Source organism: Nostoc sp. EspVER01, from assembly GCF_034530635.1.
In the GTDB taxonomy this organism is placed as follows: Bacteria; Cyanobacteriota; Cyanobacteriia; order Cyanobacteriales; family Nostocaceae; genus Nostoc.
The window spans coordinates 272,984-294,646 of record NZ_JAVRCS010000001.1; the positions used below are offsets into that span (position 1 = coordinate 272,984).

The window sequence follows — 21,663 nt, forward strand, 5'->3', positions numbered from 1 at the left end:
CCATCGAAGCTCACAGCATTGGAGGCATTAATCTTAATACTACCTGCACTACCTTCCCCGCTAGTTGTAGCATAAAGCCCACTATCCCCACTCACTGACAATCTGCCAGTTTCGATATTAATATCACCAGAACCTTCTCCACTAGCATCGGCGGTTGCCTGTTGGGATAATTGAATATTCCCAAAATTTTGCACACCATCATAACCCAAGGCAAAACCTTTATTAGTAGCCGTGAGACTAACTAAACCATTTCCTGCGACACTGCCTAATTCTATCCGTCCGCCAGCAGTTTTCAGCGTTGCCCCTGTTAAACTAATATCTCCACCGACTAACGCTAAAGTTTTATCAGGTTGCACCCGCAACGCATCTTGTGTATCAATGATGGGAGAATCAACATCTCTTTTTCCCTGACCATTACCCTGTACTTGAATTAAACTAGAATTCGCCTCAAATTGCAAACCAACAGGCACGCTAATAGTTAATAAGGGTGCAGACTGAGGATTTTTGGCACTAAATTCAAATCCATCAGCAAATTTCATACTATTGGCAGATGTGACAAAAAAGGAACCACTAATATTTAACCGAGCATTCTCACCAAAGATAATACCATTGGGATTAATTAGGAACAGGTTAGCTATGCCGTTGGCTCGGATTAAACCATCAATATTAGAGATAGAACTTCCTGTGACTCGGCTAATAATGTTTTGAATACCTGCGGCGTTGTTAAAAAATGCTGTAGAGCCAGTTGGAACAGAAAAATCTTTAAAGCTGTGGAATAGATTACTTCCTGCTTGGGTTCCACCCTCAATGACTCTAGTGTTGCCCTCGAATGTGATATTGGAATTATTTGGCAGAGTAACATCTGGGATGATTTGGGCAACTGAGATATTTGCATAAAAAGCGATCGCACCAACAATGGCAATTTCTATACCTTGTAACCAGTCCAAACGCATAGCTCTAAAAGACATTGCACTCTCCTATAGAAAAGGAAATTTAGCTTGGAAGCCTTAATTGAATATAGGTGTCTGGACAATCAAGTTATGCATAAGAGAAGGTTTTCGACTCATGGCATCCGATTCAAATACGACGACTGTCTCTTTTAAAATACGTGTCCTGGGAAATGAATGCGGTGCTCTTTATTTTTTATTTATAAACACCCTCTAAGAGAGGATATTACCAAATTGGCATTACTGAATCAAGTGAATAAAATCATGTCACTGCTACCAATTAAAAATTAGAAGGTAAAGCCAAAAACGCCTGATTTTCAACCAACAGTGAATAGAATCATCTCACTGCTACCAATTAAGAATCAGAGGAAAGGCAAACGAGCTTAACCCTCAGTTCAAACACAATTTGAAACTCAGGAGAAAAACAATGTCTAACATCAACAACTACGGAGCAGGTATGAACAACATTGAACTTAGTCCACTTTTTCAAGATATGACATCTGAGCAGGGTGCTGCTATTCAGGGTGGAGCAGCAATAGAATTTTTTGAAGATGTAAACTTTGGAAAAACTACCTCAGGTCTCGTTACTACTGATTTGTCTTACGTCGGTGATTTTTGGAACGATAAAATATCGTCAGTTAAAGTCTACTCCGGCCGATGGGAGTTTTGGACAGATGCCAACTATTCTGGTAGGGTTTTGACATTAGACCCAGGTGAATACGCGTCATTCGCACCAAACACAAACGATGTCTTTTCGTCAGTCAGATCCGTATAAAACTTTGGGAGCAGGACAATACTCGTTTGTTGCTAATTATAGTATTCCAAACGACTGGATTAGTTCTCTCAGACGCATATAGATTTGACTTTTTTGCATCCGTTCTAGGAAGTTTGGTTAGATAGTAAAATAGCCTCAGACTAGTGGTCTATCGCAAAAGTTTTAAGAGGTTAGTGGTGTTCAGATCCCCGACTTCTTGAAGAAGTCGGGGATCTAGCAGCCCCGCAAAATTAATGCGATGAACCACTAGTCATCCATTTCTGAGGCATTTTACTATCTCAGACCTCTGTTAAAACTTCCCTTATCCCCTCTCTAACTTGCAACAGAGATGCCGCAAGTGGAGTATGAGTTTTTGCACCCATCATCCGAACTTTATATTACTTAATCGTCTATATTGCTTCAAAGGCATCAAAAACTTCAGTAATTTAACTATTAAAGACTACAGCGTACTGCAACACAGTCAAGAAGACTGTGGTGCTGCAAGTATTGCCACGTTGTCAAACACTACGGATGCATAGCAAATTGGCACTGCTAAATCAAGTGAATAAAATCAACTCACTGCTACCAATTAAGAATCAGAAGGGAGAAAACAAGCAATTCCCTTCAGTTGAAACACAATTTTAAATTCAGGAGAGAAACAATGTCTAACATCAACAACCACGGAGTAGATATGAACAACGATCTACTTTTTCAAGAACTCAGCGGTGAAAAGGCTGCTACCATTCAGGGTGGTTATGCATTAGAACTTTACCAAGATGCCAACTTTCAGCAGCCAATCTTCTTTACAGATAGTAGCTACTCTTATATAGGTGACACGAGTAATGACCAAACATCCTCAATTATTATTAACCAAGGAACTTGGGCATTCTATACAGATGCAGACTTCCAGGGCACGAGAATTACTCTCGGCGTTGGAGCATATCCTTATACTGGATACCTTGATGTTGGTAACGACACAATCTCATCTTTCTACCGTTTAACGTAGAATTAGATTTTCTGTAACTTTTCTTAGGCATAGGGATACCTGGCGTACTTATACCTAAGTTTTGGGGATTAGGGATTAGGAAAAAATGCTCAAGCCCTGGCTATAACTGAGCTACATTTCTTTTTCCAAACTATAGAGGCGAGGACTGCCTCGCGCCTACTTTATCTTTCTTCTAAGAAACATTTCTATTTCTTAGAAGAAGGATAACAGGCGGTCTCGCCTTTCAAATTTTGCGTTGCGGGTTGAAGCTCAAGCAATAACTGGTAAGGGACTTCCAAATAAAAAAATATCCAACTATTTCTTGTGGGGTGGGCGACACGATAGCCCATGATTAGCCCGGATTTCTCACCACACCTCTTAAAGCCTACGCAAGTGCCGGGGAAAAGTAATGAGTAAGAAGTAATAAGTCAGAAGTTTTTACTCATTACTCATTACTCATTACTCATTACTCATTACTTCTCCTCTGCTCCATCAAACGCCTTGAGCTTGTGAGAAATGCGGGATCAGGGGCGCTCATGTTGCCCACCCCACAAAATTGAATAATTTATTTCTTGGAAATCCCTAAACATTTTCAAGTATCTTCTAAGCTCGACTTTATCTATTTTTAAAATACAATAAGTCCTTAATTATGAAATACCACAGCGTACTGCAACACAATGAAGAAGATTGCGGTGCTGCAAGCCTTGCGACAGTTGCCAAATATTACGGACGTACCTTTGCCCTCAACCGGGTGCGAGAAGCAGTAGGCACAGGTTCGCGGGGAACCACCTTGCTAGGTTTGAGACGGGGAGCAGAAACTCTGGGATTCCATGCTCGTCAAGTCCAAGCCACCGCACAACTAATAGAGAAATTAAATGAAGTTCCCTTACCCGCGATCATTCACTGGAAAGGCTACCACTGGGTGGTCTTTTACGGGCTAAAAGGGAAAAAATGTATTATCTCTGACCCAGCATTTGGTATCCGTTATCTCAGCTTAAAAGAGTTAATGGCGGGTTGGAGTGATGGTGTGATGCTGCTGCTAATGCCAGATGACAGCCGCTTCTATCAGCAATCAGAAGATCAAATTGGCGGTTTTGGGCGCTTCATTGCCCGGATATTACCCTATCGTAACCTTCTGATTCAGGCGATCGCTATTAACTTTGCGATCGGGCTGTTGTCCCTGGCTTCCCCTTTAATGATGCAACTCCTCACCGATGACGTGCTAGTGCGGGGAGATACCCAACTGCTGACAACGGTGGCAATTGGCGTCATTGCCATGAACCTAATTCAAAATGCCATTGGTTTGGTACAATCTCACCTGATTGGTCATTTTGGTCAACGGTTGCAATACGGGCTAATTCTAGAATACGGGCGAAAACTGTTGCGCTTACCCCTATCATATTTTGAAGCACGTCGCAGTGGAGAAGTCGTTAGCCGGATTGCAGATGTTCATACCATCAATAATCTCGTTTCTCAAATTGTCCTTGGTTTACCCAGTCAATTTTTTGTGGCTCTGGTATCCTTGGGTTTCATGCTTTTCTATAGTTGGGAACTTACTCTAGCTTCCGTCGCCGCCTTTATTATTGTCACAGGAGTCAACCTGCTTTTTCTTCCCGCCTTGCGCCAAAAAACCCGCAGCCTCATCGTTAAAGGTACGGAAAATCAAGGCTTCTTAGTCGAAACTTTTCGCGGTGTTCAAGTCCTCAAAACCACCCAAGCGACTCCGCAAGCTTGGCAAGAGTATCAGACAAATTTTGGTCGCATTGCAAACTTAGGCTGGACTACGATGAAGTTGGGGCTTTACAGCAGCACAGTCACGAGTATTCTTTCCAAATTGACGAGTATTGGCATACTCTGGTTCGGTTCTAGCTTGGTGATTAATCAGACATTATCCATCGGTCAACTGCTGGCGTACAGTGGTATGAGTGGCAGCTTTCTTGGGTTTTTATCATCAGTAGTCGGGCTAATCGATCAATTTATCACTGCTCAAATTGTCGTTCAACGCTTGACAGAAGTGATAGATTCTACCCCAGAAGATGAAAATGACTTTAAAAAACCTTGGGCAGAAATTCCTGGGAACGCAGATATTATTTGTTCTCAAGTTAACTTTCATCATGCTGGTAGAACTGACCTGTTAGAAAATTTTTCTTTAACTATCCCTGGTGGTAAAGTAATAGCCTTAATCGGTCAATCGGGCTGTGGTAAAAGTTCCCTTGGCAAATTAATTACTGGTTTATATCAAGTCCAATCTGGTAATATTCGTTATGGTTTATATAACCAGCAAGACTTATCTTTAGAATGTTTGCGACAGCAAGTAGTATTAGTTCCCCAAGAACCTCATTTTTGGAGTCGTTCGATTGTGGAAAATTTTCACTTCAGTTATCCCAATATTAATTTTGAGCAGATAGTCAAAGCTTGTCAAATTGCTGGTGCAGATGAATTTATTAGTAAATTACCCGATAAATATCAAACTGTTTTAGGCGAATTTGGTGCAAATCTTTCTGGTGGACAAAGGCAGAGATTAGCTATAGCTAGAGCAATTGTGACTGACCCACCTATATTAATTTTAGATGAATCTACAGGCGCTCTTGACCCAGTAAGTGAAACTCAGGTTTTGGATAGATTACTTGCTCACCGTCAAGGTAAAACTACAATTATGATTAGCCACCGCCCTCAAGTGATCAAACGGGCTAATTGGATTGTTTTGCTTGAAAATGGACATATAAAAACTCAAGGAACTCCAGAAGAATTACGTCATATCCCTGGAGAGCATTTAAGCTTTATTGATGAGATTTGTCCTTCTAATAATGGGTTTAAATCTTCTTTAGTTATTCGGAATTAGTTAATGGTTCTTGGGTATTTTATATCTACTCAGCACTTATGATTATTAACCCTCAAACAAATTTTTTACCCTTAGTTCAAGACAACGAGTTTCTCCCACCAATTAGTCGTTGGACTACATTTGGCGGACTATTTATCGTGTTTGCCTTGGCGTTAGCTGTCCCTGTGGCTGCGGTGGTTAAATATAAAGTTACGGTCAAAGGGCAAGCGGTTATTCGTCCTGCGGGTGAATTGCCAATTGTACAGGCGGCGACAGAAGGACAGGTAATGCAGATTTACGTCAAAGAAAATCAAACGCTGCAAAAAGGAGATAAAATTGCCACTATTGATGATTCTCGACTGCAAACTAAAAAAAACCAGTTGCAAACCAATATTCAACAAGCTAGGTTACAACTAATTCAAACTGTTCCGCAAATAAATGCAATAAATAGTCAAATTCGAGCCGAAAGCGATCGCACTAATCGGAATATCGCCTCTGCTAAAGCAGAATTGCAGGGACGCGATCGCGCTCATCAAGACAAAAAAATTACTAGTATCACTGAACTTCAAGAAGCATCAGCCAATGTCAAAATGGCTCAAGAAGAATTATATGCAGGGGAAGCACAGTTACAATCAGCACTAGCTAATCTCCACGCGACTGAGGCGGCTTTAGGAGCAGCGACATCAAAGCAGAACCGATATGACAGCGCCGCTAAACAAGGGGCATTATCGCGCGATCAACTTGAAGAAGTACAGTTGGCTGTCAAACAGCAACAACAAGCTGTACAGGCGCAAAAAGCAACTTATAAAGCCCAAGAAAAAACAAATGAACGGCTAAAACAAGCTGTGAATGGGGCTATTGCTAAACGCGATCGCGCTCAAGCAGCTCTCAATCCCAGCAATGCAGAGGTAGCAATGGCGACTGAACGCATTGCTGAAGAAAAAGCCTCTGGGGAAGTGAATAAAGCATCCTTAGAAAGAGAACTTCAAGTGCTTCTTAAGCAGAAAATTGAAACTGAAAAACAATTAGAGCGCGATACTAGCGAATTTAAGCAAGTTGAAATTGACCTGAAGCAAACTACTATTACCGCTACAGCAGACGGGATTATTTCCAAGCTAAATTTGAGAAACCCCGGTCAAACTCTCCGGGCTGGGGAGGAAGTTGTGCAAATTGTTCCCAGTCATGCACCTTTAGTTATCAAAGCCGCTGTTGGTTCTCAAGAAAAAGGTAAGATAAAAATCGGTCAAAAGGTGCAAATGCGAGTCACAGCTTGTGCTTATCCTGATTACGGTACTCTCAATGGCCAAGTAAAAGCGATTTCCCCGGATGCTGTTAGTTCGCAAAAAAACGATGCTGATGCTGATACAAACTCTATCCCAAAAGCAACTGCTGTAGGTGCTTTTTACGAAGTCACAATTGAACCAGAGAAACTTGCTTTAGGTCGCAATACAAAAAAATGTCAAATTCAATTGGGTATGGATGGCAGAGTTGATATTATTACCCGTGAAGAAACTGTACTGCAATTTGTGCTTCGCAAGGCGAGGTTAATCACGGATTTATGACGTTGACAAACGTTTTAATTGACCTCTTCGCCACTGTTATCTAATGATTGTGGAGTAGTGGAAAATTCTCGGCGATTTTGAATAAATATAACTAAAACACCGCTTAAAACCAGGGCAAAGGCAGAAGGAATAAATGGCAACCATAGCCCTTGTTTTAAAAGAGCGATCGCACAAACTCCATATAATATGACAACTGTTACAAAGATAGCGCATCTCTGATGTGAGAGCGATCGCATCCGCCAAATAATCAGGTTCCCAACTATAGACCAACCGCATATCCAGAGAATATCGCCCCAGTAAGGCAAAACCCAAAGAATTGGGCGTTGGTCTAAAACTGCACTCAAAACTTGACTAACCATTTGTGCTTGTATAAATATCCCTGATATTTCTTGGTAATCTTGCTGTGCAGTACTGTAGGGAGTTGACCAAGTATCGCTGACTGTATTAGCTGTCACTCCAATGAGAACTAGCTTATCTTTCAGAGATTTACGATCAAATTTATCACTTAGTACATCATTAAGAGAAACTCTCTGATAATCTGTATTACGATAATTGACAAGTATTTGATTACCACCTAAATCAACTCGTTGTTGATAGCCACCACTGCGACTAGGTTTTAAGCGTTTAAATACTTTAGAGCCAAACTGTACATAATCTTGATTAAATTTAGGTTGAATATTTTCGTAAGATAAGTAACGAGCAACTAGTTGCAACGAGAGCGAATAAGGCGTTGTACAAGTCGAAGAAGGCTCTTGTGCCATCATCAAAATTTGCCGACGGACGATACCATCTGGGTCTTTAATTGCATCAGTAAAACCCTGACGCCCTACAGGTACATCTTTCGGAGGTTTAACACCTTGGGGGTCATATTTACTATCGCGGCTTTTGCAGACAACAACAACATTATCTTTATTAAGTTCAGTCGGAAGTTGTATTAGATTTGATTTATTTTGGGGGTCAGCGAAGTCTCTATAAATATCCAGTCCAACAACTCGCGGTTGATACTTTTGTAATTTATTAAGCAATTGAGCCAACGTCCTATCCGAAATAGATTTCAGTCCTTTGGTAGTCTCTTGTCGTGATTGAATATCTTTTTCAGTAATTTCTACAATTATCAACCTTGAATCTGGGTCTTCCTTGGGTCGCAACCGTAGCATTTGATCGAAACTTTGCAGTTCGATTTTCTCAAAGATTCCCAAGTATCTCAAACCTAATGTTGAAATAGCCACAATCAAAGTACTAAGTAGTACAGTCCAAAGTTTGAGTTTTGGTGTCGCAATTTTACCTTTTGTTGAAACTTTACCCACAAATTTAGTATTACCACAATTACCATGCAGTTCTTGCCACGTAATAGGAACAGTTGTGGGATTTTGACAGATAACTGGCAACCAACTGGCACAAGGAAATTCATTTTCCAATCCTTGAAGTCTTTCTCGCGCTTCTCGCACAGCTAAGTAAAATGGTTTGCTATCCGCAAAGGCGGTAAGAAAGTTTTTTAAAAATTCCTGTGCTATTAAATCTGGCACTCCTTCCCGCATTACAATCATTTGGGGAATGTTTAAATCAGCTAAGTTTCTTCCTAAACCAATGCCGTCACAAGAATTGAAAATTGCCAGTTTCAAACCGCGTCTAATTGCTGCCTTAAGTCCATTTCTTAACTGCAAAATTGTTAAAATTTCTGTTTGATTGATGCAAATTTCCCCAATTTCTCCGTCAGCGAGACTATTGCTATGTCCGGCAAAAAATAGAATATCCCAATCCTGATTCCATAAATACTTGTCAAGTATTTGCCGTGTTGGTTGTATAAGAAAGGTGGTTTGGGCATCTGTCAAACCTTGTAATAAAGAGGCATCTTTCTCAATATCAATACCAACCCTATTGCCTAGAATTGCTAAAATTTTGACTTTACCTGTAGGAGATTTTTGTAATAGCTGAGGAGATTCATACTCATGATTGCTCAAAGCTAATTCCGCTTTCGGGTAATCTTCAAAAAAATGCCACAGATGCCAAGGCAAACGATGCAGTAGAACTATATTTGTTTCAATAATTACTCTAATTTCATCATGACGACTGAGTAGAGTTCGCAACTTGCCTTCAATATTCTGAAATGACTCAAATCTCAACCAAGTATTAATATTCACTTGTAGCTGTTGACACACTTCATCGAAGTCATTGATAGAAATATTGGTTATATCTTGTGAATGTACTTTTATCCGTTGATGGCTACCCAGGCGTTGATGAACTGCTGCGTAAAGTAACTGCCATCTGCGGTAGAGTTCGCTTAGTTCTGGTGCTGGTGGTAGACTCCCTGTTAATTTCACAGGTACAAATTGGTTATGACACCAAAGTTGAGCCGTGACAACAGGAAATCCTTGATTTAAATCTCCTCCCAAGAAGCTGAAGACAACTAGCTTACTCATAAGTTAAGTGGACTTTGCCATTCGTGATTAACTAATGACTAATCAAGAGGGAGCATTCTACTTATGCAAAAATTCCAAAGGAAAGTGTAGTATATGGGCTACACAAGACAAATTTGGGCTAAACCTATGACTTTCGAGGAAAAACAACGTTTACAAGCCACCGCAAAAGAGTTGTAAATTTAAGGTTAAAGCCAGTCTAGAAAAAGCTTTTAGCAGATTACCTCGTTCCCAGTCTCCGACTGGGAATGCCCCTCATTGAGGCTCCGCCTCCCGAACTCGCGGCAGAGCCGCCAAGAGTAGCATTTCTAGCCAGAGGCTAGGCTGAAAACGAGTAAAAAAAATAGTGCGTAGTTTACCGCCGTAGGCATCGCTTCTTTCTCATCTGGGTATAGAGCAGTAAGAGGATGTCTGAGAAGTATTCAATATTTCGCTTGATCCCCCCTAGCCCCCCTTAAAAAGGGGGGGAACTGGAATCAAAGTCCCCCTTTTTAAGGGGGATTTAGGGGGATCTACAAGTCTCGAATACAACACCAAAAAGTTTTCAGACATCCTCTAAGAATCGAAACTTAGTATTAAGTCAAAAAGCTACGCTTAATGCGATTATTTAACTATTTATTGATAATATTTGCTCTTATTGACACTGCTGCCTCCTAATAACTAAATTATGAAATTTTCTGTTATTTGAGAATTATTCAGATCGATCTGGATGCTGAAACATTCTCCCACTTCCCCATCAAAGAGTTTCAACTGAACATAAATATCTTGAACTCTTGCTTGTACTTGTTGAAGTATTTCCCCTCGATCTGAAAGTAAACCTAGCTTGATCGTATTAGGTAGGTAAGGTTGATTACAAGCTGGATGTAGCTGCACGCGAATCCTAACTTGTTGGTTAGCTTCTGGTATTAAGGCAATTAATAAAATAACTTTTTGAGCCTCTATTTCTATTCCCAAGTCAATCAACTTGGCGCGTTTGATAGCGGCAGTATTTAACCCGGAAGAAGTACGGAAATTAAAAGCTAGGCTACTGGAGTTTGGCTCAAAAAAAGTTTCTATAGCTTGCCAAGAAGCATCGTAAATCTCCTCCAGCCAACGACTGAGATTCACTTGTACTTGTGAAAATTGTGTAGGTGCAGGCTGTTGTAGATATCGCAGCCTTTCTTGGTACAAACGCTGCCGCCACTGCTCATTTTCTAGTAGCACTCCCCAGGTTGTAAATGGCACTGCAAGTCTCGGAAATGTTACAGAGGAATTACCTAATCGTTGAACAAGATTTTCTGCTTGAACATTCGATAATTCTGGTAGTGGAGCGATCGCACCTTTCATCTCCTCTGTTCCACAAAATTGGTAGGTTATCCAAAAAGCATTAAGGTCTTTAATTAAGTGCTGTGCATCTATACAATAAGTCCTATCTACTTGGTCATAGTCTGCTAGTGATTTAAGTTTTTGATGGGTTATGTAGCCCCAAATTCTTACCCACTCGCCATCTGGTGTGACTTGCACTGCTAAATAATAGTCTGCTGCCCAACTGGGAATGTCTACCCATTCTTGAGGAACTTCTAACTCGCTATCATCAATTGCTTCGCTAGGAATTAAAACAACTCGCTTTTGGTTTAACAAAATTGCTGTGCCATTGACAAATTCCCAAAAAGCAGGAATACCAGGGGAACTGTGCCAGATACTTGCTTCTGGAACATATTCAGCTTTTACCCAATTTAAAAACCCATGAAGGCAAATTTGATTCATGTAAGCACGCCAACGACTGCTAGGTGTGGCGTACATTTGGCTTTCTTGCCAAGAACTTGTCTGTAATGATGGTGATATTTTTAACAATAGTTCCTGCGGTTCTGTAAAAGCGGAAGTCATTTTTACTACCTCATCCTTCATAATCTCAGCGAGATTCCCCATACTTAACTTTCAACCATTCTTCCAAAGCGGTACTCATATCATTAACTAGGTTGGAAGTCACAGAAATATTAAGCGTATCTTGACTCCATTGGATCAATGCTTTCAGCATTGATTCTCTAGCTTTGAGCAGTCGGCGAGAAACAGTAGGCTGACTAATTTGTAGGTGTTCTACAATCTGTGGCTGAGTTAACCCCTGTTGGTAGTAAAGTTTAAGTATTTCCTGAGTTTTTACCTCAAGTGTTTGTAATTTTTTTAACAAAACATCTCCAATCTGAGATTGTTGATTTTGTTGATTTTGGGCATCTTCTTGGGCTATCATCTGAGCAATTAATGAGTCAGAGGATGAATCTGGCAAATCAAAAGTTGTTGTGGAGTCATCTTCTAATATTGCTAAATTTAAAGAACTAACAGGTGGATACAGATAACCACGCACGTAGATAGCTGCCTGGGTTAGCCACTGTTCAATTTTCTCTCTCGTGGATTCTGGAGTAGGTTGAGTTAACTGATTTTGGCGTTCGTGGTTGTAGAGGCTGACAATAGCTTCCCAAAGTTGAGGTTCTGGTTCTGGTAGAGACTTTGTGCCACCTGGTTGGTTTTGAACATACAGTTCTTTGAAACAAGTCCAGGCTAATCGATATTGGGCAATTAGAATCGGTGATAATCCAGCTTGAGCAAGAGCTTCTAATAACTGCTTTTTGCTGACTTTGCGTAACAATGCCCAATTTGTGCAAATATCAGCTTCTTTGCGTTGGCGTAAAATATCTTTTAGCCGACTGGGAACTGCCATAGTAGCATAGGCTTTTAAGCTAGAGCATTTTTCTAGATTAAAATTTTTGAGAATTGTTTCAATTTCAGCATTCGCCATTTGAAAATAATCTGCTAGGCTATGTTGACTATTTGTAAATTTGGCAATTGTTTTTTTCGCAGCCCAATAATTTGGTTCCTGTAAATAAGCAGATAAATGCATTCTAGCAAGGCTATTAGATTCCTCTCGCCAGCACTTGTGCCAATATAACGCCCAAAAATTTTCTGAGTTAGGGACGAATGGTGAAGACTCCAAACAATTTTGAATATTTCGATGCAGTTTGATATCAATCAACCATTTGCTGAATCTGTCTCCTTCCAACTCAACGAAGGTTGAGAACATCTCGATAGTTTTTTGACGAGGGCGCATAAGCAGTTAAAAATTTCAATTTATCCGAACTTAAGCAACTATCCAAGCCGCAGAGATATCTGTAGACAATTGCAAGATACTGGTTTGCTAATTTGCAATTCAATAGCGCACATATTTTATTCCTTGATGTTTTTTAAAGATAACTCTACTCATATTCTGTTGAATCTAGATAATTTAGTTATTTTAAAGTTAAATTGGCGTAAAAAGCGATTTTAAGCGTTGCATAAATGCGGCATAAATCGAGTAAACACTAGTTGAGAAGGTCTAGCAAGATATTGTCTCTTAACTTTTTGAAAATTATCTTGCCAATTTCCGTGTGTCGAAAAGTGTTTATCGATTAGCGATTGTACGCCCATACGCTCTATTTGAGTTAGAAGTATAGGTATATCATTGACTCCTTCGTTTGTAATTATGGGTTCAGTAGCCATAATTGCGAACATATACCTAATTGAGTCTTTTTGGGAATATGCCCTTCGGTATACTTTTGACTATCTACTTTTCCTAAATCCCTAAAAAATGGGCGAACCGGGAATAATTAAAGTTAATTGCTTATTTTTCAGCTTAAAGTATTTTAATTAAATCGACTAAATCAATTTTTTGAGCTAACTGCAAGTGAGTTTAAAAGTGAGAAAAATCAAACTACTGGCTTTGATATTAATTAGTTTGGCAATGGTGTTGTGGTTTAATTTGCGTTTTTCAACACCTTCGATACCCACTATTGCGGCTTCACCACCAAAAACTATCCGCTACTTCGATCGCACTTTGCCCCAAAGCATCGCTCACATCGTGCTGATTCCAGCTAATAGCAAATTTTTGGTGACTCCTGCAATATCACAAAAGGTAGCCACTGTAGAGGAATTTGCCCAAAAGCATCAAGCCGTGGCTATTTTGAATGCAGGCTTTTTTGACCCAGCCAACCAAAAAACTACATCTTTTGTTGTCCGACAAGGAAAGTTGATAGCCGATCCCAAGGAAAACGATCGCCTGGTGAACAATCCCAACTTAAAATCTTATTTGGGTCAAATATTCAATCGCACAGAATTCCGTCGCTACTTATGCGGGCAAACTAGCCGCTATTCCATTGCCCTACACAGTCAGTCACCACCAGCAGGTTGTCAGTTAGCTGATGCTATAGGTGCTGGCCCACGCCTATTACCAGAACTCACCTTAGAAAAAGAGGGTTTTGTAGATAATGCCAATAAACGAGATGCACTTGGCAGCAACCAACCCAATGCCAGAACTGCTGTAGGTATCACCCGTGATGGCAGCGTTATTTTAGTTATGGTGGCTCAAAAACCCTCGGCTTCGGCGAACTCTGGAATCTCTTTGCCAGCATTAGCTGATTTGATGAAAACTCTTGGTGCCAGTCAAGCGATGAATCTGGATGGGGGAAGTTCGTCTTCGCTTTATTACAAGGGGAAAACCTTTTACGGGAAGGTTGATTTGGAGGGAAATTCTATCAAGCGTCCTGTGAAGTCAGTTTTGCTGGTTCAGGAAAAGTAGGGGCTGTAGGAATTATACCTACCTAGTGGTAGATTTTTGCCATATACTCAATTCCCGAATCTGAATTGAGTCACAATAATAATAGGCAATCATTAAAGGTGCTGTTATGCTTCGTCTAACCCAAATTATTCGGAACTTGTTCCTTCGTCTTGAAGGCTTGTTTGGTGTTTTATTCCAAAGCATTTCTAATTTTTTCGGAAATTTATTTGGTTTTTTTGGCAAGCTTTTCGGATTTTCTCAGTCTGGTTATTTCTTGGAATCCGATCGGGCGCAAGACGTAAAACAAGCTTCAGCTAAACAGCCAATTGAAACAAATCAGGATAACATTGCTAAAATTCCTGCCACTAACCGCCGTCGTTCTAATGCCAAACTTGACGACTACTACCTCAACATGGCTCGTGATGTGAAAAAGAAATGAAAAAAGCCATAAATTAGATTTTTATCTCAGAATTTTATCAATTACTGTTCCCTATACTAGTGGTCTGTTCTATTATTTATGAAGGGTGAATAAGTTTGTAGTAAGGACTTTAGTCCTGGATTTTTAAGCACTGAAGTGCTTACTAGAAACTCATTATATTTAATAGGATAAGCCACTAGGTAGTGTAAGGTTGCGAAAATCATCCAGCCATAATTAACAGATTTGTATGTGCGTAGACATCGCACCTTTCACAAAAATTTTGTCCAGTTTGAGGCTGGACAATAGCTAGAAATATTTTTGAGCTTGAATATTTACTTAGTTTTTAACTTACCAAATCAACTAAGGCGTTGCTTTGGAAGCGAACTATAGATGAAACTGAGCAACCTCGATAATTCTCAGAGGTGAATACTGATAGTGTGATATTAGCTTGACCTGGATCTAAAATGCGTTTTACCTTGCAGGTTTGCATTTTATTGTTGCAGTAAGCAATAATCCGATCGCCAGCCTTGACTTCCAACGCTTGAATTTTCAATTAATACCAACCTTGCCAGGAGTTTGCTTTGTTAAAGGAAAAATATATTGCTATATCTCACTCGTTTAACAATAGCAATGTTATTTTAGTATAGCACAAAAATTAAGGGTATCAATGCTATCAATTTAATCTTGGTAATGTCAAGTTGATTCATACTGCAAATCCTAGTGCAGGAGGTAGGAGGCAGAAATTGAACTGTTGCTCTCAACCATATCTAATTCCAAGCCACCAAATCGTTCGCGCCGTTTATCGGTCGGAGTATTTGTTGAAATTCAGATGTAGGGAAACCTCTACTCCTAAGAAGTTGGAGCTAAATTTTTTTGAGGACAGATTTTTCTTTCGATGTTTTTGTTACAATCATTGAAATTTTTACCTAAAAATACCACTATGGCTTTATACGCTGAATTACATAGACATCTAGGCGGCTCGGTCGTACCACGAGTTTTATGGCGATATTTCGAGCGGCATTCTTCGGAGTTAATTTCCCGCTTTGCTGACTATTCAGATTTTGAAGATTTTTATACCCGCCCACGTAACACCCTAGATGAGTATCTAGAATTACACACCTTGGTAGAAAGCGTGCAAACTGTGGAGACTTTGCCTTACTTTATTTATCGCTTGGTGCGTGGTGCTTACATATTTGAAAATTTGGCTTATCTGGAACTGCGTTACACTCCTTATTTGCGGACACCTGAACATCTGAGTCAATCGGAAAGAATTGACAAGATGGCAGAAATTGTGCGAGTAGTAGGGCTTGCCAGCCATCAGCCAGAATATCCGATTGTTACTAGCCAAATTCTCTGTATGCACACACGCCTACCTTATGAGGTGAACAAGGCGATTGTTGATTTGGCGGCGCAAAATAAGCAGTATGTCTGTGCAGTAGATGTAGCAGGAGGTGATAGTTATTACGCCGATCGCTTAGAAGAATGGATTAGCTTATATGATTATGCGCGATCGCAGGGCGTTAACACCACGGGACATCTATATGAAACCACCGCTGGTTGTTACCCAGAACTGCTACCATATCTAATGCGGATTGGTCACGGCATTCAAATTCCCCTACTATATCCAGAGCTACTTAATGATGTGGCTAGACGCGGGCAATGTTTAGAGGTTTGCCCGACAACTTACCTAAAAACTGGAACTTTGCAGGACATACGTCAACTCAAATTAGTTTTTGACCGTTGTCTTGATGCTGGGGTTGATATCGCTATCTGTACTGACAATGCTGGATTGCACAATGTGCGTCTACCGTTTGAGTATGAGAATCTCTTGACTTACAACATCATTAGTTTTGAACAACTACAAGCTTGTCAAGATGCAGCTTTCCGTCATGCTTTTGCTTGGCCTTACAGTCAACCTCCTGCATCGCTGTTGAATGGTTTGCTTAAACCTGAACCAGCTAAAATTTTGTCACTGAGAGATACTAATTAACAAATCGCCTAAAGATATTCATAAAGTCAGGTGATTTAATGTTAATTAATGTTGCAATTACTAATTTTTTCTGATGCGATAGAAAAAGTTGTAATGCATAATAGATATCTTGCAATAATTAATGTTTTAGAAATTAAACCACAGATGCACACAGATAATTTATCGGTGTTTATTTGTGGTTCTTTTTTTGCAGAGACAGGATTCTTGCTATAAGTCGTATATAGCGTGCCCCCAGAAGCTATAAACTATAATTTATGGCATCTACTATTCAAGCTCTACCAACAGAAGTTGTATATCTCATTACAGCTGGAGAGGTAATTGACTCTTTAGCCTCTGTGGTGCGGGAATTGGTAGAAAATTCCCTAGACGCAGGTGCAACGCGAATTGTGGTTTCTCTGTGGCCGCAGCAATGGCGAATTCGTGTAGCAGATAATGGTTGTGGAATGAATCTAGATGATTTGCAACAAGCAGCTACAGCCCACAGCACTAGTAAAATTCGCTCTAGTGCCGATTTGTGGAAAATTAACAGTTTAGGGTTTCGTGGTGAGGCGTTGCACAGTTTAACGACTCTGGCAGATTTAGAAATTTTGAGTCGTCCTCTAGGGGGAAATTTAGGATGGCGGATAATTTATGGCAATGGTGGGAAAGTTGTACAAGTTGAAGCAACTGCGATCGCACCTGGTACAGTAGTTACAGTTTCTCATCTTTTCGGTAATTGCTCATCTCGTCGTCAGGGATTACCCACAACAGCACAGCAAATGAAAGCTGTGCAAGCTACAATTCACCAAATTGCCCTTTGTCATCCCCGCGTTACCTGGCAGATTTGGCAAAATGATCGTCAATGGTTCACCATCTCTCCCGCCGCCACAACTGGACAACTACTACCGCAGATTTTACCGCAAGTGCGACAAGGTGACTTGCAAGAAGTGAAACTCGAAATACCCAACCCTCCCAACTCTTGTACAGACGCGATGAATCGCGTCTCTCCCAACTCAGCACTCAATTTAGTGGTAGGATTACCCGATCGCACTCATCGTCATCGTCCAGATTGGGTACGTGTAGCCATTAACGGCAGGATGGTGAAGACGCCGGAATTAGAGCAAACGATATTATCAGCATTTCACAGAACATTACCACGCGATCGCTATCCAATTTGTTTCTTACATCTTGCCATTTCCCCCAATCAAATTAACTGGAATCGCAATCCAGCAAAAACAGAAATTTACCTCAACGAAATCATTTATTGGCAAGAGCAAATTACCCAAGCAATTAACCAAGCGCTCAGCATATCTTCTAACAATCTTAAAGAAGCTGTTCACACAACACGAGTTAGTAAATTACTCAAAGCCGCAGAAGCCAAAGGTGGTTACAATTTTAATCCTCAAAATCCCAACGAAAATCACAAAACTCCTAACTCCTCACTCTCAACTCCTAACTCTTTAAAAGCTGTCGCTCAAGTTAGCAACACTTATATTGTGGCGGAACATTCAGGTGGGATGTGGTTAGTAGAACAGCACATTGCCCATGAGCGAGTTTTATATGAGCAATTGTGTGATGATTGGCAACTTGTCCCCGTCGAACCGCCAATAATTCTTTATCAATTATCACCAGCGCAAGTATTGCAATTGCAACGCATCGGTTTAGAAATAGAACCCTTTGGCGAACAACTTTGGGCAGTCCGTAATATTCCCGCACCTTTGCAGCAACGAGACGACTGTGCAGAAGCAATTTTAGAGCTTAGTTGGGGAGGCGATTTACAAACAGCCCAAGTTGCTGTCGCCTGTCGTAGTGCCATTCGTAACGGTACACCGATGAATCAACAAGAAATGCAGACACTTTTAGATAATTGGCAACGCACTCGCAACCCCCGCACCTGTCCCCACGGACGACCAATTTATCTATCTTTAGAAGAATCAGCATTAGCCCGATTTTTCCGGCGTAATTGGGTAATTGGTAAAAGTCATGGAATTTGATGCAATAACTCAGTCAAATACTCTCAGCGTCAAGATCCCCGACTTCTTAAAGAAGTCGGGGATCTAATACCAATTCAATTAATGATTGCAACACATCCTTGGGTGAAGACGCGATGAATCGCGTCTCTACAAATGGTCTATTTGTCGCATTCTTTTTTTAAACTGGTATAACTTTTCACAAATGATTTAAGATTGCTATAGTCCACTTCCCTTTATAAGCTACGGTCTACACACATCTGTGTACAAAATAGATCCTCCTAAATCCTCCTTTTTAAGGAAGATTTTGAGAGGTTTGGAGAGAGGTCAGAATTGTAATTACCTTAACTATTAATAATCCGTTCCACCGCAACAGAAATATCTGGAAATGCCAGAGGTTGAATTGTTCCCGCAGTTAATGTCAATTTTGTCGCATACTCTCCATCTAAGATTTCTCGAAACACTACTAAATGAAGCTTTCTGAGATTGACAACCCAATACTCTAAAATACCTGCTTCTCCATAGATTTTACTTTTTCTCTCTAAATCTTTTTCTAAACTGGAGTTAGCATATTCAATCAACCAGAAAATATTCTCTGGGTAGGGATGATGCTCTCGATACTCGCGTCCTAAACGCTGGACAATGGCAATATCTGGTTCTGGTTCCGAGTCGTTGGGTAAGGTGATAGGCTTGGCTTGTCGGATTGCAGCACGTTTACCTAACAAATCCGCTAGATACTCTGCCGATTCATGACTACAATAAGCATGGGGTTCCCCTTCCGGCGACATTTCGACAATTTCTCCCTTAAGTAGTTCTACTTTGCGATCGCTCAAAATGCCAGCATCAATCATGCGGTGATATTCGTCAATCGTCCACTTAGCAACAATAACAGTCATGACGATTGATTCCTCCCAATGATTATTGATATTTTTCCATCTTAAACGTATTTTAAAGGAAGCCGCTAGCGCGTATGTACCCGTGTAGCCAAGACTTCCAATCTAAAACCAATTTTTTAGTAATTTACTCTTTAAAATATTACACTAACAATACAAAAACTCCACTTTCTCAAAGTAAGTGGAGTAATTAATGTTTAACTATGATTAACGAATCATCGCTAATCTAGTATTTTTATTTTCAGTCCAAAAACGTAAATTAATCTAAAGCTTTCTTAAGTTCGTCTTTAATGTTTTCTACAGTGTGAGCAACTTGGGCTTCAGCTTGCTTCGCTTGTCCTTCAGCTTTATCTTGTGGATTACCGGTTATTTCACTCACAACCTCTTGAACTTTCCCTTCAATATTTTTTGCAATAGCTTCTACTCTTTTTTCGGCACTCATGGTTTTTATTTCCAGCTTGTAGTTAATTGACCTATTACATAAACTAACAAGAGTGTATTATTTGTGACTTCCATCAACGGAGAGAAGATTTTTTTAGATTATGTATCTTAAGATAGATACGGGGTGCGACAGAACACCCTCCTTCAAAAATCTGAAAATATTATAAATTTGCGGTGTCCAGATCCCCGATTTCTTAAAGAAGTCGGGGATCTGAAAAGCCGGGGATCTAACTTTTCACGAAGAATTGAGGGCTGCTATATGCACCTTCATAGAAAATTAGTATAAGTCAAAGCAAATTTTCAACAAAAGGAAGGTAAAGGAGTGCCAACAAAACGTCAAAAGAATGTATGGAGGAGTGAGATTAATGACATCATTCGGGGTGCTTGCGGAGGTTTTTTATTTGGCATACCCTTGCTGTATACAATGGAGGTTTGGTGGATTGGATCGCTGGCAAAAGCACAATTTATCATGACGGCGATCGCATTAATGTTTATTGTGGTTTACTTGCTCAATCAGATAGAAGGCTTTCGCAAACGCAGATATAGCTGGCTCTCTCATCAAGCCGCAATGGATACTGTCGAAGCGATCGCGATTGGCATAGCTTGTTCTACCTTTGTGCTGTTACTATTACGAGAATTGACACCAGAAACCTCCCTAAAAGAATCTTTAGGTAAAATCATCTTTGAAAGTGTGCCCTTTGCTCTTGGTGTAGCATTAGCAAATCAGTTGTTGGGAGATACTGAAAACAGTAATGGAAAAGGACAAGCAAGCGATCGGGAAAATAGCACAACCAAGAACAAAGGTGATGAGTTACACGCCACCTTTACTGATGTGGGTGGAACCCTGATTGGTGCAACCATAATTGCATTTAACATCGCTCCCACAGATGAAATTCCGATGCTTGCAGCCGCAACCTCTCCACCTTGGGAGTTGGCAATGATCGCCGCATCTTTGCTGATTTCTTATGGCATTGTATTTCAGGCAGGTTTTTCTAACCAGCAAAAACGTAAAGAGCAAAAGGGAATTTTTCAACGACCATCGAGCGAAACCATTATGTCCTACTTAGTATCATTGCTAGCAGGCGCTTTTATGCTGTGGTTCTTTCAAAAATTAACTTTTAGCGACCCCTGGACAATGTGGTTAGATCACACATTGATACTGGGTTTACCTGCAACTATTGGTGGTGCAGCCGGAAGGTTAGCAATATGACTGAAACAGAACAAGAACCAAAGCGCTCAATAGCTGAGTGGATAACATTCAGCATCGCCTCACTCATCCTAGCAATCATTGTGAGTCTAGTAGGCTACACTTGGCTGAACGAAAAAAATCAACCTCCCATCCTTTCTGTCACTAAAAAACAAACAATTCGAGAAATTAATGGTCAGTTTTATGTTCCTTTTGAAGTTATGAATAGTGGAGGAGATACAGCTGAGTCAGTTCAGATTATGGCTGAGTTAATGATTAACGGCAAAGTTACAGAAACAGGAGAGCAACAGATTGACTTTTTATCTAGTGGGGAAAGCGAAGAAGGCGCATTTATATTCAGCCATAACCCGCGCCAAGGTCAGTTAAATCTACGTGTTGGTAGCTATAAATTGCCATAGGAGACTGACAAATAAAAAAATACCCCACAATATTGCATAATCTATTTGTTGGAAGTATACCCGAACTCAACCCTCACCACACTTGCTTTCAGAGTGGGAGCGCTAAGAGTTGAGTTTGGGTGCGTGCGATCGCGTGGGTGAGATATTTCTTTACCTGACGTTGACGTAGCCTCTGTCTCCGACATACTGTTCGCGTTCCTAGAGACGTTGAAATCTGCTGTATAAGTCCTATATTTTATTGCTTGCCCATATTTTCAACACGATAGCGCCCGCATTTTGATAACCTTCAAGAAATTAAATAATTTAAAAAAATAAAT

General features: G+C 40.3%; 18 protein-coding genes. 11 read left to right on the plus strand and 7 right to left on the minus strand.

Annotated elements, in window-relative coordinates:
* Positions 1 to 968, minus strand: a 968-nt coding sequence (locus tag RMX69_RS01085; RefSeq protein WP_322636198.1) for a filamentous hemagglutinin N-terminal domain-containing protein, incomplete at its 3' end; no start/stop codon positions are given.
* A 406-nt stretch (positions 969 to 1,374) separates the two neighbouring features.
* On the opposite strand from RMX69_RS01085, the gene RMX69_RS01090 reads away from it, so the two are divergent.
* From RMX69_RS01090 to RMX69_RS01110, 5 genes are all read left to right on the plus strand, one after another.
* On the plus strand, positions 1,375 to 1,722 hold the full coding sequence (locus tag RMX69_RS01090; RefSeq protein WP_289799792.1) for a beta/gamma crystallin-related protein: 348 nt from the start codon (positions 1,375 to 1,377) through the stop codon (positions 1,720 to 1,722).
* Positions 1,723 to 2,066: 344 nt separating this feature from the next.
* Positions 2,067 to 2,240, plus strand: coding sequence for a hypothetical protein (locus RMX69_RS01095; protein WP_289799791.1), 174 nt, complete (start codon positions 2,067 to 2,069; stop codon positions 2,238 to 2,240).
* 122 nt (positions 2,241 to 2,362) lie between these two features.
* Positions 2,363 to 2,707: a beta/gamma crystallin-related protein gene (locus RMX69_RS01100; protein ID WP_289799790.1), complete on the plus strand. Its 345-nt coding sequence runs from the start codon at positions 2,363 to 2,365 to the stop codon at positions 2,705 to 2,707.
* Between the two features lie 628 nt (positions 2,708 to 3,335).
* Positions 3,336 to 5,528 (plus strand): peptidase domain-containing ABC transporter, encoded by a 2,193-nt coding sequence (locus tag RMX69_RS01105; protein ID WP_322636199.1) that lies wholly within the window; start codon positions 3,336 to 3,338, stop codon positions 5,526 to 5,528.
* Between the two features lie 38 nt (positions 5,529 to 5,566).
* Positions 5,567 to 7,069 carry an HlyD family secretion protein gene (locus RMX69_RS01110; protein WP_322636200.1) on the plus strand — a complete coding sequence of 501 codons (1,503 nt, stop codon included), beginning with the start codon at positions 5,567 to 5,569 and terminating at the stop codon, positions 7,067 to 7,069.
* Positions 7,070 to 7,083: 14 nt separating this feature from the next.
* On the opposite strand, the gene RMX69_RS01115 is transcribed toward RMX69_RS01110, so the two are convergent.
* The 3 genes from RMX69_RS01115 to RMX69_RS01125 all read right to left on the minus strand — a co-directional run bounded on the left by RMX69_RS01115 (position 7,084) and on the right by RMX69_RS01125 (position 12,541).
* Positions 7,084 to 9,489 carry a CHASE2 domain-containing protein gene (locus tag RMX69_RS01115; protein WP_322636201.1) on the minus strand — a complete coding sequence of 802 codons (2,406 nt, stop codon included), beginning with the start codon at positions 9,487 to 9,489 and terminating at the stop codon, positions 7,084 to 7,086.
* A 657-nt stretch (positions 9,490 to 10,146) separates the two neighbouring features.
* On the minus strand, positions 10,147 to 11,352 hold the full coding sequence (locus RMX69_RS01120) for a DUF1822 family protein (protein ID WP_322636202.1): 1,206 nt from the start codon (positions 11,350 to 11,352) through the stop codon (positions 10,147 to 10,149).
* A 25-nt stretch (positions 11,353 to 11,377) separates the two neighbouring features.
* Positions 11,378 to 12,541, minus strand: coding sequence for a sigma-70 family RNA polymerase sigma factor (locus RMX69_RS01125; protein WP_322636203.1), 1,164 nt, complete (start codon positions 12,539 to 12,541; stop codon positions 11,378 to 11,380).
* 651 nt (positions 12,542 to 13,192) lie between these two features.
* Here RMX69_RS01125 and RMX69_RS01130 point away from each other — a divergent pair.
* Positions 13,193 to 14,071: a phosphodiester glycosidase family protein gene (locus RMX69_RS01130; protein WP_322636204.1), complete on the plus strand. Its 879-nt coding sequence runs from the start codon at positions 13,193 to 13,195 to the stop codon at positions 14,069 to 14,071.
* Between the two features lie 106 nt (positions 14,072 to 14,177).
* A complete protein-coding gene (locus tag RMX69_RS01135) occupies positions 14,178 to 14,489 on the plus strand; it encodes a threonine dehydratase (RefSeq protein WP_322636205.1) in 312 nt (103 codons plus the stop codon).
* 322 nt (positions 14,490 to 14,811) lie between these two features.
* Here the strand turns inward: RMX69_RS01135 and RMX69_RS01140 are convergent, their stop codons facing one another.
* Positions 14,812 to 15,021: a hypothetical protein gene (locus RMX69_RS01140; RefSeq protein WP_094352741.1), complete on the minus strand. Its 210-nt coding sequence runs from the start codon at positions 15,019 to 15,021 to the stop codon at positions 14,812 to 14,814.
* 387 nt (positions 15,022 to 15,408) lie between these two features.
* On the opposite strand from RMX69_RS01140, the gene RMX69_RS01145 reads away from it, so the two are divergent.
* On the plus strand, positions 15,409 to 16,458 hold the full coding sequence (locus RMX69_RS01145) for an adenosine deaminase (protein WP_289799780.1): 1,050 nt from the start codon (positions 15,409 to 15,411) through the stop codon (positions 16,456 to 16,458).
* Between the two features lie 254 nt (positions 16,459 to 16,712).
* Complete coding sequence (gene mutL, locus RMX69_RS01150) at positions 16,713 to 18,431, plus strand: DNA mismatch repair endonuclease MutL (protein ID WP_322636207.1); 1,719 nt, start codon at positions 16,713 to 16,715, stop codon at positions 18,429 to 18,431.
* A 320-nt stretch (positions 18,432 to 18,751) separates the two neighbouring features.
* Here the strand turns inward: mutL and RMX69_RS01155 are convergent, their stop codons facing one another.
* Together RMX69_RS01155 and RMX69_RS01160 are read right to left on the minus strand one after the other, a co-directional pair.
* Positions 18,752 to 19,303, minus strand: a complete 552-nt coding sequence (locus RMX69_RS01155; RefSeq protein ID WP_289799778.1) for a Uma2 family endonuclease — start codon at positions 19,301 to 19,303, stop codon at positions 18,752 to 18,754.
* Positions 19,304 to 19,559: 256 nt separating this feature from the next.
* Positions 19,560 to 19,742, minus strand: coding sequence for a CsbD family protein (locus RMX69_RS01160; protein ID WP_322636208.1), 183 nt, complete (start codon positions 19,740 to 19,742; stop codon positions 19,560 to 19,562).
* Positions 19,743 to 20,063: 321 nt separating this feature from the next.
* Between RMX69_RS01160 and RMX69_RS01165 the strand changes: the two genes are divergently transcribed.
* Both RMX69_RS01165 and RMX69_RS01170 read left to right on the plus strand, forming a co-directional pair.
* On the plus strand, positions 20,064 to 20,951 hold the full coding sequence (locus RMX69_RS01165; protein ID WP_289799777.1) for a TIGR02587 family membrane protein: 888 nt from the start codon (positions 20,064 to 20,066) through the stop codon (positions 20,949 to 20,951).
* Positions 20,948 to 21,346, plus strand: coding sequence for a TIGR02588 family protein (locus tag RMX69_RS01170; protein WP_322636210.1), 399 nt, complete (start codon positions 20,948 to 20,950; stop codon positions 21,344 to 21,346). Before RMX69_RS01165 ends, RMX69_RS01170 begins: the two co-directional genes overlap by 4 nt.
* Positions 21,347 to 21,663: the final 317 nt, after the last annotated feature.